We start from the raw sequence: 16,671 nt of genomic DNA, 5'->3' as shown, positions 1-16,671 counted from the left end.
TCTGATCCTGATGATTGTGTTTAAATAATTTCCGTAGGTTATTAAAGCACAAAAAGCGCCGGAGGGGCGCTTTTTGCGTTATGGCAGGACAGAGCGTTAGTGCACGGCAGCGCCGGGAACCAGGATCTCTGTTGCCACGATCACCACAATCAGACCCACAATGACCGGTACGGATGTCCGTTTAACCACTTCAAACGGAGAGATATTGGCCATACCTGCTACAGCAACCACCACGCCGGATACCGGTGAAATGGTACGGCCAAGGTTAGAGGCCTGCAGCATCGGAATAGAAAGGTACGCCGGGTTGATGCCGGACTCATGTGCCAGTTTCGGGATCATCTCGACAAACGCGTAGAACGGCGCGTTACCAGAGCCCGTCGTCATCGCCGCCAGCATGGTGAGAATGACCAGTACCAGCATCAGAATGATACTTGCGGAACCAAACGAGGTGGCAATGGAGATAAGACTCTGGATAAAGCCAATCGTGCTGAGACCCTGCGCGAAGACACCGGCGGCAACTAACAGCATTACCACGCCAGCAAACGCATCTGCCATGCCGCGATAGGCTACTTCCAGGCCGGAAAAGACGTTCTGTGTATTGAAACCGCGGAAAAACTCCAGCACTGCGGCGAGCAGCATGCAGATCACCAGAATTGTGATGATATGCAGTTCCGGACCCCATTTACCGTCGAAAATCAGCACGCCGATGATCGGCGTAAACGGCAGAATGGCATAAAAAGATGGGGCGGTGGTGGTGATGTCTTTCACATCCAGCATCTCTGCGGTGATGTTCTCTTTTTTATCCAGATAGCGCTGCCAGAAATAGTGGGCGATGGCCATAAAGATAATGGCAGCGATGGAGATCGGCAGCGTCGTTTTAAACGCGAAGTCGATGAGCGGCATTTCAGCGGCTTTCGCGGCTAAAACGACATCCCCGGAGGTAGGAGATAAAATAATCGCGGCCGGAGAGGCACAAATAGCAGCGGCAGCCCCGCGGCTTATCCCCACGTTCACCATCACGGGGAAAAGCGTTGCCATTAATAACACGCCAAGGCCAGTGGCCGAGGAGACCGCCAGGGACATCAGGCAAGCAACGAAATAGGCGGCAATCATTAATAAATAGGGCGAGTTAATAAAACGCAGTGGGCGGGAGGCGAGCTTCACGACCATATCGTTGGCACCGATATGGGTCATATAGGCGGCAAACCCACACAGCATCATAATCATCATGCCCAGGTCGCCACCGCGGCTCATCAGCAAGATTTTGATGTATTCAACGATGTCTGTTGCGGTGTAACCCGTGCTGGTAGCACTGCCCGGCAGGACTTTATGCCCCATCAGCGCACTGACGATTAATAACGCCAGCCCGCCGACAAACAGCACGCCGGTGGCAGAGTAACCTTTGATGATATAACGTGCGACACCCACGATTACCACGACGCCAATCAGAAGTTCAATAAACGTTAACATAATGTTCTGGATCCCAGCGTAAAGAACATGAAAAATGACTACCGGAAAAGGAAGAAACGCAATGTGCCGAATAACCGCTAATGAGTAGATGATTAAAATCAAGGAAGATTCGTTTTGCGTATATTATCGCGCATTTTTGCTTATTTTCCGCAAAATGACAAAAATACCGTTGCGGAAGTTCGCAAAAAAACAATGGGCGTAATGGGATCTAAAAAGAAAATAAAAAGTTAATAAAATTAGTTTCTTTGGTTGCGAATGAATAAGCCACGTAAATTAATCAAAAAAAGCTTTAAAAAGAAAAATATCGGCGCCTATACTCGCTCCCGGTTCCCGTATTGATTGACAGGTTATTATGCACACTGGCTGGATTAGTCGTTTACGCGTAAAGAGGCGGCATCTGACGATGTTGCTGATCGCGTTCGGCTGGCTATTGATCCAGAGTCAGGTGGCCATAGCCTCGCATGATTGCGACCTGGATGTGCAGGGCGAAACGGTAATGACACAGCATTACGATCATATGATGACCGATAATGCGATGCAGCCGCCTGCCCATCAAATGAAAGCGCCTCTGTGCGACAAGCATTGCGTACCGGATGTGGCGCAAAAAGATAGCGGTCATCAGACGCCAGTCGCGCTACCTGTCAGCATGACACTGGTCATCGCCAAACCCCTTTGTGTTGATACCGTCCGTGAGGGCTGGTCGCTCACACCTCCCGCAGCAGGGCCGCCGGCAACCATCCGTTTTTGCCGGTTTCGCGAGTAGAAAACTGTTAATTCGTTGAATTTTAATTAATTTTCGATTAACAGGAGTTTTACTATGCGTTCTTCTATTTTTCGCGCGCTGACAGGCGTGCTGGCTGTACTCTCTTTTTCCGCCGTGCAAGCGCACGCCATGAACCACGACATGAATCACGACATGGCGCAGCACACCGCCATGCAGGCGCATGTTTACCACGCCCAGGGCGTTATCAAAAAAATCACGCCGCAGTCCGTTTCTATCGCTCATAAAGCCATCCCTGATCTCAACTGGCCGCCGATGACCATGCAGTTTGATCTGTCGGAAGCTGCGCCATCGCAGTTGGCTGTGGGCGAAAAGGTTGACTTCGCGTTTGTGCAGAACGCGAACGGTTACCAGATCGTTTCTCTGACGCCGCAAGAATAACGGGGGCAGGATGAAACGATACTCCCTGAGCCTGGTGCTCGGCGGGGTGTTGCTGGGCCTGGTGTGCTCCGCCGCTTCGGCGGAGCCACTGACGCTCACGCAGACCCTCGCCGCTGCAGAACGCTACTCTGCCGAATTATCCGCTAACCGCAATGAAGCGCGGGCGCTGGATGCAATGGCAGATTCGGCCCGTCAACTTCCCGACCCGAAGCTGAAATTCGGTATTGATAACCTGCCTGTACAGGGCAGTAACGCACGCCGTTTTACCCGTGAAGGCATGACCATGCAGCGCATCGGCGTGATGCAGCAATACGTCAGTGCCGAAAAACGCGATCGCAAAGCGGACACGCTGCTGGCACAGGCGCAAAGCGTGAACGCGAAATCCTCGGTGGCGCGTGCGAATTTGCAACGCGATGCGGCGCAGGCGTGGCTGGATCTCGCGCTCTCCACACGCGCCCTGCAAACCGCGCGCAAATTGCTGGCGGAAACGACCGCACAGCAGGGGGCGCAAAAAGCCAGCGTCAGTGCGGGTAACGCGGCACCTGATAGCGTGCTTGCTTTCCAGATTGGCCTGAGTGCGATGCGCGACAAAGTCACCCTTGCGGAACGTGACGTGCAGGTGGCCCGGACTCGCCTGACCCAACTAACCGGACAGCCCGTTACCACTATCGCTGGTGACTTACCTCGCTATGAACGCCTGCCTGCCGACGAGCAAACACTGGAACACGGCGTCGCACTGCATCCGGAAATGATTGCCGCCGCCAGCGAAGCTAACAGTGCGAAGGCCCGCTCTGCCGAGTCCGCTGTTGCCGCCATCCCGGATGTGGAAGTGGAAGTCTGGTATGGCCGTCGCGCCGAAGGATATGAAGACATGGCCGGGGTGATGTTTACCGTCGACCTTCCCCTTTTCAAATCACAGCGTCAGGACAAAGACCATGCGGCGGATATCTCCCGCTCAATGCAGGCCAACGATCAACTGGCACAGACCGAACGCGAACATGTGGCGCAGGTTCGCACCTTGATTGCTGAGTACAACGCCGCCCAGGCGCTGTGGATGCGCCAGCGCGACGACGTCTTACCGCTGGTACGCAAACGCGCCTCGCTGATGGCGGCGCAGTATCGCGCCGGGCAGACACAGTTGCCGGAATTGCTGGATGCGCGCCGCACGGTTCTTGACAGCGAACTGGCGGTTTATCAGGCAGAAAAAGAGATGGCACGGACATGGGCCGCCATCCATTGGTTGATTCCTCAGGAGCTGGCGCAATGAAAAAAACAGTCTTAGCGATTCTGATTGCCGCCTGCGTGGCGGCGGCGGCGGGCTATGTCGCAGGCCGACAACAGGTCGCGCCGACAGCAGACACCCACGACCACGCCAGTGCTAACGCGGAACGAAAAGTCCTCTACTGGTACGACCCCATGGTGCCGGGGCAGCGCTTCGATAAACCGGGGAAATCGCCTTTTATGGATATGCCGCTGGTGCCGCGTTATGCGGATGAAGGGCCAACCGACAATGGTGTCAGCGTAAGTGCGCGTCAGCAGCAAAATCTGGGGATGATCACGGCGAGTGTTGAGAAGCGCGTACTGGCTCCCGCTTTTTCTGCTTTTGCGACGGTGACAACCGATGAGCGCAGCATCCAGACAATCTCTGCTCCCGCCAATGGCGTAGTAGAAAAACTGTTTGTTCGTGCGCCTCAGCAGTGGGTGAAAAAAGGCGAGCCGCTGGCGCAATTATGGATCCCGCAATGGACGACGGCGCAGCAGGAGTATCTGGCAGTACGTCAGCTAGGTGACGGTGCGTTGACACGTGCGGCGCGTGACCGACTGGCGTTGCAGTTTATGCCAGAAGCGACAATTCTGGCGGTAGAGTGCAGCGGCAAACCGCAAACTCGCCTGACGCTGCGCGCCGATCGCGCGGGTTATGTCGTGAAACTGGATTCACGGGAAGGGGCGCAGGTTGCTCAGGCACAAACGCTATTTGAACTTGCCAGCCTTGATCCCGTCTGGCTGGTGGTGGATTACCCGCAAAGTCAGGCACAAACCCTGAGTGCAGGCAGCGAGATCATCGCGCGCTCCTCAAGCTGGCCGGGCGAGCAATTTCATGGCCGGGTGAGCGAGCTACTGCCACAACTGGAAACCACCACGCGCACATTAAAAGCGCGCATCGTGCTGGATAACCCACAGCAAAAACTGAAACCCGGCATGTTCCTGACGGTGACGCAGCCGGAAACGTCGCAGCAGCCTGCGGTACTGGCGATCCCCGAAGAGGCGTTGATTGAAACCGGGGTGGCAACCAGGGTCTTGCTCGCCTCTGGCGAGGGGCACTTCCAGGCGGTGAAGGTGACGACAGGCAGAACATCGCAAGGCTGGACGGAGGTACTCTCCGGTCTTAAAGAGGGGGACAGCGTGGTCACTTCCGGGCAGTTCCTGATTGACTCCGAAGCCAGCTTACGCAGCGCCTTACCGGGAGACACGGCGCAGAGTGCGGTTTCCGACCAGAAACAGGCGCAAGAGTACGAAACCACCGGGGTGATCAAAGCCATTGATGCGGGCAGCATCACGCTGGCGCATCAACCCATTCCAGCGCTGAATTGGGGGGCGATGACGATGGATTTCACACTCAAAACGCCGGTTTCCACCCTCAAACCCGGCGACCGCGTGATGTTCAGTTTTACCCTTGATGATGAAAACGGCGCGGTGATCACCCACCTGATGCCAGCGACGGAGGCGATGAAATGATAGCCGCCATTATTCGCGCCTCTTTGCGTAACCGACTGCTGATCCTGCTTGCCGCGCTGGTATTGACGGGGTGGGGCATATGGTCGGTACAGCGTGCGCCGCTTGATGCCTTACCGGATCTATCGGATGTGCAGGTGATTATTCGTGTCAGCTATCCGGGCAAAGCACCACAGATCATCGAAAACCAAGTTACCTGGCCGCTCACAACGGCAATGCTATCCGTGCCGGGTGCCAAAACGGTACGCGGTTACTCGATGTTTGGCGACGCCTACGTTTACGTACTGTTTGATGATGATACCGATCTGTACTGGGCGCGTTCGCGGGTGCTGGAGAATTTAAGCCAGATCCAGACGTCACTGCCTGCCGGGGTTAACGTGGCGCTGGGACCCGATGCCACCGGGGTGGGGTGGATCTACGAGTACGCGCTGGTTGATCGCACAGGGAAACATAACCTTGCCGATCTGCGCGCATTGCAGGACTGGACGCTGAAATTTGAGCTGAAAACCGTACCCAACGTGGCGGAGGTGGCCAGCGTCGGCGGGATGGTTCGCCAGTACCAAATCGTACCGGATCCGGCTCGTATGCGGGCGTTGAATATCACCCATGCGCAGTTAATCACCGCCGTTCAGTCGGCGAACCAGGAGAGTAGCGGTGCGCTGCTGGAGATGGGCGAGGCCGAATTTATGGTGCGCACCACCGGTTATCTGCAGACGCTGGAGGACTTCCGCCATATCGTCATTACCAGCCGCGAGGGCGTGCCGGTTATGCTCTCAGATGTGGCCAGCGTGCGGCTTGGACCGGAGCTGCGCCGTGGGGTTGCGGAGTATAACGGTGAAGGGGAGGTGGCGGGCGGCATCATTGTGATGCGCTATGGCAAAAATGCGCTTGAAACCATTCATGCGGTAAAAGCAAAGCTACAGGCGGTGCAGAAGACCCTGCCTGCAGGGGTGGAAATCGTTCCTGTATATGATCGCTCTACCCTGATTGAGCATGCGGTAGAGACCCTGACCCATAAACTTATTGAAGAGTTTATTGTGGTGGCGCTGGTTTGTACGCTCTTCCTGTTTCATTTCCGCTCGGCGCTGGTGGCGATTGTATCCTTGCCGCTTGGCATCCTTGGCGCGTTTATTGTTATGCATTATCAAGGCATTAACGCCAATATCATGTCACTGGGCGGGATTGCCATCGCCATTGGCGCGATGGTGGATGCCGCGATAGTCATGATTGAAAACATGCACAAAGTGATGGAGCAGTGGCGGCACGATAACCCCGGACGCAAACTGGTGGCGGCGGATTACTGGCGTTTGTCGGAACAGTCTGCTGTGGAAGTTGGTCCCGCGCTATTTTGCAGCCTGCTTATCATCACCCTGTCGTTTATTCCGGTGTTTTCGCTGGAGGCGCAGGAAGGGCGAATGTTCTCGCCGCTGGCGTTTACAAAAACCTGGTCAATGGCCGTGGCGGCTGGCCTGGGTATCACTCTGGTGCCGGTGCTGATGGCACTATTTATTCGTGGAAAGATCCCGGATGAAAAAGCCAACCCCATTAACCGTTTTCTTATTCGTCTCTATGAGCCGCTGCTGGACCGGGTACTGAACTGGCCGAAAGCGACCATTGGTGTTGCTTTGTTGTTACTGCTTGCCACGCTCTGGCCGCTCAGTCGCCTGGGCAGCGAATTTATGCCACCGTTGAATGAGGGGGACCTGCTCTATATGCCGTCGACACTACCGGGGATTTCGGCCCGGGAAGCGGCGAGACTGTTACAGCAGACGGACCGACTGATCAAAACTGTTCCGGAAGTGGAAAGCGTCTTCGGTAAAGCGGGCAGGGCAGAGAGCGCAACAGACCCGGCACCCTTAACCATGATTGAGAGCACCATTCGCTTTAAACCTCGCGAACAGTGGCGTCCAGGCATGACGCCGGAAAAACTGGTCGAGGAACTCGATAAAACGGTTAGCCTGCCGGGGATTGCCAATGTCTGGGTGCCGCCGATTCGTAACCGACTGGATATGCTGGCGACCGGGATCAAAAGCCCCGTGGGGATAAAGGTGAACGGTAATAACATTGCCGATATCGAGCGAGTGGCCCAGCACATTGAGCAGGTCGTGAAAACCGTGCCTGGCGTGACGTCGGCGCTGGCAGAACGGCTGGCGGGCGGGCGCTATGTGGATATCAATATCAACCGCCAACAGGCCGCACGCTACGGCGTTTCGGTCAAAGAGTTGCAATCGCTGGTCTCAACTCTGGTGGGCGGGGAAAACGTCGGCGAGGTTTTGCAGGGGCGTGAGCGTTTCCCGATCAATATTCGCTATCCGCGTGAAATCCGCGGCAATGTCGACGATCTTCGTGCGCTGCCGGTGATCACTGAAAACGGCAGTCAGATCGCGCTGGGCGAACTGGCGGATATTGTGGTGAAAGAGGGCCCACCGATGCTGAAAAGTGAGAATGCGCGCCTGTCGAACTGGATCTATGTCGATTTGCGTGGTCGCGACCTTAAATCAGCCGTGGACGATATGCAGCAACGGGTTGCTGAACAGGTGACATTGCCGCAGGGGGTTACGCTCTCCTGGTCCGGTCAGTTTGAGTATCTGGAGCGGGCGACGGCGAAATTGAAAGTCGTCTTACCCGTCACGCTGATGATTATTTTTGTTCTGCTGTTTATCACCTTTAAGCGCATTTCCGACGCGTTATTGATCATGGGAACGTTGCCGTTCTCGCTGATTGGCGGCGTCTGGTTGTTGTGGCTATTGGGATACAATTTGTCCGTGGCGGGCGCCGTCGGCTTTATTGCGCTGGCGGGAGTGGCGGCAGAGTTCGGCGTGATAATGGTGCTGTACATCAATCATGCGCTGGAGAAGTATCGCCAACGCGATCCGGATGGCGGCCAGGCGATGTTAAGGCGGGCCATTCATGAAGGGGCGGTGCTGCGCGTGCGGCCCAAAGTCATGACTGTTGCGACCATTATGGCAGGCCTGTTGCCGATAATGTGGGGCGGGGGAAGCGGTTCAGAGGTGATGAGCCGTATTGCCGCGCCCATGATCGGCGGCATGGTCACCGCGCCGTTGTTGTCGATGTTTGTGATCCCGGCGGTGTATCAATTGCTTCATCGTCGTCGCTAATATAGCGTTAAAATGTCGCGTCTCGTTTCCGGGACGTAGCATTTTTGGGGTGGTTAATTCTTAACCATTGATGCGGATCCCAAATAAACGGTAGCTTTGAAAAAACTTAGCGACATTTATCACTTTTTGATGAATAACGACTGGACAAAAGTCTTCACAATTGTTGTACTGTAACTCGACACAGCATTTGTGTCGTTTTTCATGTAAAGGTAATATTGATGTCTAAGATTAAAGGTAACGTTAAGTGGTTTAATGAATCCAAAGGATTCGGTTTCATTACTCCGGAAGATGGCAGCAAAGACGTGTTCGTACACTTCTCTGCAATCCAGAGCAATGGTTTCAAAACTCTGGCTGAAGGTCAGCGTGTAGAGTTCGAAATCACTAACGGTGCCAAAGGTCCTTCTGCTGCTAACGTAATGGCTATCTAAGTTAGCAATAAGACAGAATTTCAAAACCCGCCTCTAAGGCGGGTTTTTTTTTTGCCCTTAATTTGCATTCACGCTGGAAAACAACCAGAACGCGAGCGCCGTCATCGCAAATGATCCGAGCAGATTAACGGCCACGTTGAGCAAAGCCCAGCTAAAGCGTCCTTCCTGCAGTAAAAACACCACTTCGGCCGAAAATGTTGAAAAGGTCGTCAGACCGCCGCAAAAACCAGTGGTCAGTAACACCTTCCACATCGGGTCGATATGGGTCATGCGGTTAAACCAGGCCAGCCCCATGCCAATAATAAACGCGCCGGCTAAGTTCGCGGTCAGAGTCCCAAGGGGAATAGCGTGATGGGCGGGGTTAAATTTCATGCTGAGCGCCCAACGCGCCACGCTGCCAGTACCACCACCAATAAATACAGCTAAAAGAAGTTGTAACACGGGGAAATCCTGCTATTTGATTTGTTAGAGTGGTGAGTGTAGCGCCGAAGCGCAAGGCTGGCTATGGCGACAGAATCAGGAGAAAACGATGATTGTTGCAGCAGGGCAATTTGTGGTTACCCCGGACTGGCAAACGAATGCCCGGACGTGTGTAACATTGATGTCGCAAGCGGCACGCCAGCAGGCGTCGCTATTGGTACTTCCTGAGGCGTTACTGGCACGAGATGACAACGACCCTCATATGTCTGTGAAATCGGCTCAGACGCTGGATGGCGGCTTTTTAAGCCTGTTGCTGGAAGAAAGCCGCCACAACAAGCTGACAACCATACTGACCCTCCATGTGCCTTCTGCGCCAGGCAGGGCGGTCAATACGCTGGTGGCGCTGCGCGAAGGGCGCATCATTGCCCATTACGGAAAACTTCATCTGTACGATGCATTTAACATGCAAGAGTCGGCTCGCGTGGATGCGGGGCATGAAATCGCACCATTAATTGACGTAGACGGGATGAAGGTTGGGTTAATGACCTGCTATGATCTGCGCTTCCCCGAGCTGGCATTGTCATTGGCGCTACAGGGGGCAGACATTCTGGCGCTTCCTGCTGCCTGGGTTCGGGGCCCGCTCAAAGAGCGGCACTGGGCGACGTTGCTGGCTGCACGAGCACTGGACACGACCTGTTATATCGTTGCGTCAGGGGAATGTGGCAATAAGAATATTGGCCTGAGTCAGGTGGTCGACCCTCAGGGGGTGGTTATTGCCGCAGCGGGAGAAGCCCCGCAGCTCATCATGGCGGAGATTACGCAGCAGCGCTTATCGCAGACGCGGGAAAAACTACCGGTACTGCGCAACCGCCGTTTCGCTCCACCGCAACTGATGTGATGTTTTTTTAAACAACGCTTGATTCATCTCGTTACAGATTGCTATTGTGTGCGCGCGTCGAATGACCGTTAATGACATCAGGTTATAATGGTGCTTTACGCAGTCCGATTTATGAAAGAAGGTATCTATGGGTGAGATTAGTATTACCAAATTGCTGGTCGTGGCCGCACTGGTCATTCTGCTGTTTGGTACCAAAAAACTTCGTACGCTGGGCGGTGATCTGGGCACAGCGATCAAGGGCTTTAAAAAAGCCATGAACGACGATGACACCACGGCGAAGAAAACTGCGGAAGACGACGTTCCAGCCGAAAAGCTTTCTCATAAAGAGTAAGCCTGTTCGTGCAGCATAAAAAACCGGCGCAATGGCCGGTTTTTTTATGGCAAGTGTAATCAGATATTACCGCATTATTTGACTTCAATACCTTTAGCTTGCAGGTCAGCGTGGTAGGACGAACGCACGAATGGACCGCATGCGGCATGGGTGAAGCCCATCGCCAGCGCTTCCGCTTTCATTTCGTCAAACTCTTCCGGGCTGACATAACGCTGTACAGGCAGATGGTGACGGCTTGGCTGCAAATACTGGCCCAGCGTCAGCATGGTGACGCCGTGACGGCGCAGATCACGCATAACCTCGACGATTTCCGCATTGGTTTCGCCAAGTCCCACCATCAGACCAGACTTGGTTGGGATCTCCGGATGCGCTTCTTTAAAGCGTTCCAGCAGTTTCAGCGACCAGTTATAGTCTGCACCCGGACGGACCTGGCGGTAAACGCGCGGTACGTTCTCCAGGTTGTGGTTAAACACATCCGGCGGGGTAGCCGTCAAAATATCCAGCGCGCGGTCCATACGACCACGGAAGTCTGGTACCAGCGTCTCAATCTTGATTGCGGGGTTTTTGTCGCGAATCGCACTGATACAGTCAGCGAAATGCTGAGCACCACCATCGCGCAGATCGTCACGGTCTACGGAGGTAATCACGACGTAACGCAACGCCATATCAGAGATAGTTTGTGCCAGTTTTTTCGGCTCATTAGCATCCGGCGCAACAGGGCGGCCGTGCGCCACATCGCAGAACGGACAACGACGCGTACAGATAGCGCCGAGGATCATAAAGGTTGCCGTGCCGTGATTGAAACACTCTGCCAGGTTCGGGCAGGACGCTTCTTCGCAAACCGAGTGCAGCCCGTTCTTACGCATGGCCGCCTTGATACCCTGAATACGGGAGGAGTCAGCCGGAAGTTTGATTTTCATCCATTCCGGTTTTCTTAACAGGGCTTCGCGCTCTGTTGCCACGTTTTTAACCGGGATAAGGGCCATTTTATCGGCATCGCGGTACTTAACACCGCGTTCCATCACAATGGGTTTACTCATAGCGTGCGTGTTCCAGTTGCGGATAACGAAGTAAGTGTTTCAATTCAAGGGAATGTTGTATTTATCAACTATTTTTGAATTAATGACGTGCAGTATAGCACTGATAGAGGGCAGAAAGCAGCCTGGCAACTGGGCAAAATGTAAAATAGTTGTTGTTTTGTACCCTTTGCCCAATGGTAATTAGCCGTTTTGCCAGGCTGATATGAACTTCAGAATGCGCGGCGAATAACGTTGATAACGTTTTCAAGCACGGGGTCGCGAAGGCTTAACTTGTTGTAATACAGAGAAACATCCAGTCTTTCGTTACTGACTGGCGGAAAATCAATTTCCACCAGAGGCCAGCACGCGCTAAAAAGCTTGAACAGACGAGTCGGCATCAGCCCCAACATATCGCTGTTGCCAATCAGTGCTGCGATAGTGAACATATTGTAACTGCTAAAGCTGACGTGACGTTCAGGGAACAGATCCTGAACACGCTGACGCAACGCACTCAGGTTTTGTCCCTCTAGCATCAATAAGGTGTGTTCATAGTGTTGCAGGACATCTTCGTTGATCGTCGAGCGCAGGCAGGGGTGCCCTTCGCGACACACCAGCATCAGCCTGTCTGTATAGAGCGCATGATGGCTGAGAGTGCGTGCCGACGGGATATTGGTATCGATGATGAGATCGGTCTGGAACTGACTAAGCTGATTTTCGGCATCATGGACAGGGATGTTACGCATCACCAGATGTGGTGCGCTCTCTTTAATCGCCTGCCAGATGACGGGAATCACAATCGCGCCCAGCGAAGGCGGTGTGCCTATGGTAATGGTTCGCTGTTTATCATAACTTCCGGTGAGATCCAGCGCACCGAGAATCGACTCCAGACCCTGGCTGATATACTCATGTAAATGCGACGCATAGGCTGTTGGCGTCACGCCCTGGCCTTTACGAATAAAAAGCGGATCGGGAAATATTGTTCGTAATTTTTGAATGGATTGACTAATTGCGGACGGCGTCAGGTTAAGCACTCGCGCGGCATTCACAATCCCTTTGTGTACATATACTGCCTCAAAGATAGTCAATAAATTGAGGTCTATATTGCGTAACGTTCGGAAGATTTGCGGTTTATCATCTTCGGGTCGCTCGGCTATTCTCTGTTCCGGCAAGTTATTATAATCCACGCTTGTGCTCCGTAATCATTCACAATATGAATGATAGTTGAATTTATTATTTATGGTGATGTGTAATTTAAGCCGATTTTTTCTTCACATATCATCATTATGGATGGTTTTCAGCATGATGCAGGACATTAAGCTTAAATTTAATCCGGCTATGCGCAATTCGACGTAGCAGCAAATGTGCCACGCGTTGCGAATTAACCTGATCAGGCAGGTATTTTGAAAATAGAGAAGAGCGCTGCGGTTGTAAAGTATAACTGGGGGAAATATATAACGACTTGCTTAAAAAGCAAGCCGCTATACATCATATATTAAGTAGCGGTATATATATGCGGCGGATTGTTTAGCTGTGCTAAAAGATGGCTAATAAGCATAGGTCTTATTTTGTCCATATTGGCATCAGGCGTGAAATGTTTTACCTGTGTCATTTCCATCCCCGCATACCCACAAGGATTGATGCGTAAAAAAGGGGTTAGATCCATCGCAATATTTAACGCCAGGCCATGAAATGAGCAACCTTTACGGATGCGCAACCCCAGCGAACAGATCTTTTTATCCTGCACATAAACGCCCGGAGCATCGGCGCGCGCACGCGCCTCAATACCCAATTCCGCCAGCGTATCGATGACAGTTTGTTCCATCACGGTGACGAGTTCGCGGACGCCAAGTTTGCGACGCTTGAGGTTTATTAATATGTACATGACCTGCTGACCGGGACCATGATAAGTGACCTGGCCTCCGCGATCGCTTTGTATTACCGGAATATCACCCGGCGAGAGGACATGTTCAGCTTTACCTGCCTGGCCCTGGGTGAATACCGGGTTGTGTTCAACCAGCCAGATTTCGTCAGGCGTGCTCTCGGTGCGGGTTTCCGTGAATTCATGCATTGCCTCCGACACAGGGTCGTAGGGTTGCAGGCCAAGGTTACGGATTAGGATTGTATCCTGAGACAAAACAGCATCTCCGGGAGAAGAAAAGGTGAGGGGAGTATATCACAGAGAGGGTGTTACCCGACCAGCGGCCCGGTAACACCTGGCTTCATTACAGCACCATACGAACAATTTCGATATTGCCCAGTTCTTCGTACAGTGTCTCAACTTGCTCAATATGCGTGGCGGTGATGGTGATGGATACCGAGTGGTAATTGCCTTTGCTGCTCGGTTTTACCTGCGGAGAGTAATCACCGGGCGCATGGCGCTGTACCACTTCAACCACCAGATCAACCAGCTCTGGTTTCGCCAGTCCCATCACTTTGTATGTAAAGGGAGTCGGGAATTCAAGCAGTTCTTTGAGATTGGTTTTCATGTCAGCTCCGGCGTAAAAATAATAACTCCTGCCGAAAGGGCAGGAGTTTATTGAGATGCTTAGTATATGGGGACGTAAATCACACTTTCAAGTGTTCGTTTTTTAGCCGAACCAGTGGTGGAACATCAGCTTGATATAGTCGATGATTTTGCCGAAGAAATTCCCTTCCTGAATTTCCTGCAGCACGACCAGAGGGCGTTGTTCGATGGTTTTGCCGTCCAACTGGAAGTTAATCGTGCCAACCACCTGATTTTTCTGCAACGGTGCGTGCAGTTCGCTGGTGCTTAAAACATAACTTGCTTTCAGGTCTTTCATGCGACCACGTGGGATTGTCAGGTATACGTCTTTATCAACACCCAACGAAGCGCGATCGTTATCACCGAACCAGGCTGGCTCAGAGGCGAACTCTTTGCCTGCTTTCAGCGGGCTTACGGTTTCGAAGAAACGGAAACCCCATGTCAGCAGTTTTTTACTTTCGGCCTCACGCCCTTTGAATGTTCTGCCACCCATGACTGCGGAAATCAGACGCATCTGGCCTTCGGTTGCAGAAGCCACCAGGTTGTAACCCGCTTTGTCTGTGTGACCCGTTTTAATACCGTCGACATTCAGGCTGTTATCCCACAGCAGGCCGTTACGGTTGGTCTGGCGGATACCGTTAAAGGTGAACTCTTTCTCTTTGTAGATGGAGTATTCGTTTGGCACATCACGAATCAATGCCTGGCCAATCAGAGCCATGTCACGCGCTGAGCTGTATTGACCCTCTGCATCCAGACCATGAACCGTCTGGAAGTGGGAGTTCTGCAGGCCAAGCGCTTTAACGTAGTTATTCATCAGACCGACAAAGGCGTCCTGGCTACCGGCAACATAGTCGGCCATCGCCACACAGGCGTCGTTACCAGACTGCAGGTTGATACCACGGATGAGCTGGGAAACCGGAACTTGCATACCCGGTTTCAAGAACATCAGAGAAGAGCCACGGAACACCGGGTTGCCGGTCGCCCATGCGTCATTGCCGATAGTGACCAGATCGCTGTCTTTGAATTTACCCGCTTTCATTGCCTGGCCGATGACGTAGCTGGTCATCATTTTCGTCAGGCTGGCCGGATCGCGGCGTGAATCGGCGTTCTGTTCGGTCAACACCTTGCCGGAGTTGTAATCGATGAGGATCCAGGATTCGGCATCAATCTGTGGGGCGCCAGGAATCATGGTCTTGATGTTGAGATCATCGGCATGGGCTGCGCCGAGGGTTGCGGCAGTGAGTGCCGTGGTGAGCGCCAGGCGCTGTACGAAACGAACGGAGAGAGTGGTCTTCATGGTCTGAACAACGACATCCGTGATGGAGTTAAAAAAAGTGCCCTACTATAGCAAAAGCTATTCTGACAGGCATCCGACTTTCCGCATGACTTTGTTAATGCTGTTTACACTGGTTGACAAAGTCAGATGCCAAATCTGTTATTGCGCGTTGGTCACGAAAGACTGTAACTGCGCTTCATTTTGCAGACGCTGTTGTAATGCACTGGCGTCCGACTTATTGGTAAATGGACCAAGCTGAATACGCCACACAGCCCCGTTTTGTACCACCCGCCCCGGCACAGAAAATTGCTGGGCCAGGCGCTGCTGGTACTGCTGCGCGCGAGTTTGATCGCTGACTGCGCCAACCTGCACCATATAACTTCCGCTGGCCGCAACCGGCGCGGCTGATGTCGCAACGTGGCCCTGTACTGAACCTGGCGCGGTGATCGGCGCCGTCACGGGGGCGGTGCGTGTCACCGGTGCCGCTACCACTGGCGCAGCGGCAACGGGGGGCGTGGTCTGCGTCGTCACCGCGGGCGCTGCGGGTTCGCTGCCCTCTAGTACGCCAGCATGCAGCGGCGTCGGCGCACCCAGGAAACCGCCGCTACTTACTGGCTTTGTGTTTTCATCCCCTTTCAGCGTTGAATTGCTGATCATACGCACATTGTCAGGAGCAGGCTGCGGTTGTGACGCGCCATTACCGCTTAAATCCGGTAGTGCCGGCAGGGCATAGGTCTGCTTCGCGATAGTGGTACAAACCGTCCCCGGACCGGACATGGAACCGTCCTGCGCCACAATGATCGGGTCGATGCGCACTTTGGTATTGTTCGACGTATTCAGGCGATCCGCTGCCGCACGTGACAATGAGATCACGCGATCGTTACCATAAGGGCCGCGATCGTTGATGCGTACCACCACCATGCGGCCATTGGCCAGGTTGGTAATACGGGCATAACTCGGAACGGGCAGCGTCGGATGCGCGGCGGTCAGTTGTAACGGATCGAACGCTTCTCCCGTCGCGGTTAAATTGCTGCCTGGCTCCGCATCGTAGATAGCGGCGAACCCAGCCTGGCTGAACTGCGAAGGGTTCTGCACAATTTTGTAGCTTTTGCCGTCGCGCTCGTAATCCTGGTTTGCCGAAGGATTCGGCGTCTCAAAACGAGGCTCCGCGCCGCTGATTTCAACGACCGGACCGCTGCACACCGGAGTAGGCGGCGCGACCATCGTCTTTTGCTGACCATCATCACTTGAACATGACGCCAGCAATACTGCTGCTATACAGACACCTGGCCATTGCTTACGCATTGCGCAC

At 53.5% G+C, this 16,671-nt stretch carries 16 protein-coding genes; 8 read left to right on the top strand and 8 right to left on the bottom strand.

Annotation, left to right across the window (positions count from 1 at the left end; all coding sequences use genetic code 11):
• Positions 1–96: 96 nt before the first annotated feature.
• Positions 97–1,470 (bottom strand): anaerobic C4-dicarboxylate transporter DcuC, encoded by a 1,374-nt coding sequence (dcuC, locus tag MRY16398_RS20995; RefSeq protein WP_041852151.1) that lies wholly within the window; start codon positions 1,468–1,470, stop codon positions 97–99.
• Between the two features lie 403 nt (positions 1,471–1,873).
• Here dcuC and MRY16398_RS20990 point away from each other — a divergent pair, with 403 nt between their 5' ends.
• The 6 genes from MRY16398_RS20990 (at position 1,874) to cspE (ending at position 8,912) form a co-directional block, all read left to right on the top strand.
• Positions 1,874–2,233 (top strand): DUF2946 domain-containing protein, encoded by a 360-nt coding sequence (locus MRY16398_RS20990; protein WP_317087108.1) that lies wholly within the window; start codon positions 1,874–1,876, stop codon positions 2,231–2,233.
• 54 nt (positions 2,234–2,287) lie between these two features.
• Positions 2,288–2,632 (top strand): copper-binding protein, encoded by a 345-nt coding sequence (locus MRY16398_RS20985; protein WP_107223631.1) that lies wholly within the window; start codon positions 2,288–2,290, stop codon positions 2,630–2,632.
• 10 nt (positions 2,633–2,642) lie between these two features.
• Positions 2,643–3,899, top strand: a complete 1,257-nt coding sequence (locus tag MRY16398_RS20980; protein WP_125125109.1) for a TolC family protein — start codon at positions 2,643–2,645, stop codon at positions 3,897–3,899.
• Positions 3,896–5,368 (top strand): efflux RND transporter periplasmic adaptor subunit, encoded by a 1,473-nt coding sequence (locus MRY16398_RS20975; protein ID WP_125125108.1) that lies wholly within the window; start codon positions 3,896–3,898, stop codon positions 5,366–5,368. Before MRY16398_RS20980 ends, MRY16398_RS20975 begins: the two co-directional genes overlap by 4 nt.
• Positions 5,365–8,484: an efflux RND transporter permease subunit gene (locus tag MRY16398_RS20970; protein ID WP_125125107.1), complete on the top strand. Its 3,120-nt coding sequence runs from the start codon at positions 5,365–5,367 to the stop codon at positions 8,482–8,484. Before MRY16398_RS20975 ends, MRY16398_RS20970 begins: the two co-directional genes overlap by 4 nt.
• A gap of 218 nt (positions 8,485–8,702) precedes the next feature.
• A complete protein-coding gene (gene cspE, locus MRY16398_RS20965; protein ID WP_012542460.1) occupies positions 8,703–8,912 on the top strand; it encodes a transcription antiterminator/RNA stability regulator CspE in 210 nt (69 codons plus the stop codon).
• A gap of 57 nt (positions 8,913–8,969) precedes the next feature.
• On the opposite strand, the gene crcB is transcribed toward cspE, so the two are convergent.
• Complete coding sequence (crcB, locus tag MRY16398_RS20960; protein WP_041852145.1) at positions 8,970–9,353, bottom strand: fluoride efflux transporter CrcB; 384 nt, start codon at positions 9,351–9,353, stop codon at positions 8,970–8,972.
• Between the two features lie 88 nt (positions 9,354–9,441).
• On the opposite strand from crcB, the gene MRY16398_RS20955 reads away from it, so the two are divergent.
• Together MRY16398_RS20955 and tatE are read left to right on the top strand one after the other, a co-directional pair.
• Positions 9,442–10,230, top strand: a complete 789-nt coding sequence (locus tag MRY16398_RS20955) for a deaminated glutathione amidase (RefSeq protein WP_079498388.1) — start codon at positions 9,442–9,444, stop codon at positions 10,228–10,230.
• Between the two features lie 127 nt (positions 10,231–10,357).
• Complete coding sequence (tatE, locus tag MRY16398_RS20950; protein ID WP_041852143.1) at positions 10,358–10,561, top strand: twin-arginine translocase subunit TatE; 204 nt, start codon at positions 10,358–10,360, stop codon at positions 10,559–10,561.
• A 74-nt stretch (positions 10,562–10,635) separates the two neighbouring features.
• On the opposite strand, the gene lipA is transcribed toward tatE, so the two are convergent.
• The 6 genes from lipA to rlpA all read right to left on the bottom strand — a co-directional run bounded on the left by lipA (position 10,636) and on the right by rlpA (position 16,664).
• Positions 10,636–11,601 (bottom strand): lipoyl synthase, encoded by a 966-nt coding sequence (lipA, locus tag MRY16398_RS20945; protein ID WP_041852142.1) that lies wholly within the window; start codon positions 11,599–11,601, stop codon positions 10,636–10,638.
• 209 nt (positions 11,602–11,810) lie between these two features.
• Positions 11,811–12,764 (bottom strand): YbeF family transcriptional regulator, encoded by a 954-nt coding sequence (locus MRY16398_RS20940; RefSeq protein ID WP_125125106.1) that lies wholly within the window; start codon positions 12,762–12,764, stop codon positions 11,811–11,813.
• 308 nt (positions 12,765–13,072) lie between these two features.
• Complete coding sequence (gene lipB, locus MRY16398_RS20935) at positions 13,073–13,714, bottom strand: lipoyl(octanoyl) transferase LipB (protein WP_041852140.1); 642 nt, start codon at positions 13,712–13,714, stop codon at positions 13,073–13,075.
• Positions 13,715–13,802: 88 nt separating this feature from the next.
• Positions 13,803–14,066 carry a DUF493 family protein YbeD gene (ybeD, locus tag MRY16398_RS20930; RefSeq protein WP_007373847.1) on the bottom strand — a complete coding sequence of 88 codons (264 nt, stop codon included), beginning with the start codon at positions 14,064–14,066 and terminating at the stop codon, positions 13,803–13,805.
• A gap of 102 nt (positions 14,067–14,168) precedes the next feature.
• The gene (dacA, locus tag MRY16398_RS20925; RefSeq protein ID WP_041852139.1) at positions 14,169–15,380 is read right to left on the bottom strand and encodes a D-alanyl-D-alanine carboxypeptidase DacA; all 1,212 of its coding nucleotides are present in this window, start codon (positions 15,378–15,380) and stop codon (positions 14,169–14,171) included.
• A gap of 138 nt (positions 15,381–15,518) precedes the next feature.
• Positions 15,519–16,664, bottom strand: coding sequence for an endolytic peptidoglycan transglycosylase RlpA (gene rlpA, locus MRY16398_RS20915; RefSeq protein ID WP_071193870.1), 1,146 nt, complete (start codon positions 16,662–16,664; stop codon positions 15,519–15,521).
• Between the last annotated feature and the right edge of the window lie 7 nt (positions 16,665–16,671).

The sequence above is a fragment of the Phytobacter sp. MRY16-398 genome (genome assembly GCF_003925915.1).
GTDB classification, from domain to species: Bacteria; Pseudomonadota; Gammaproteobacteria; order Enterobacterales; family Enterobacteriaceae; genus Phytobacter; species Phytobacter diazotrophicus.
This window is presented reverse-complemented; position numbering and strand designations above follow the sequence as displayed.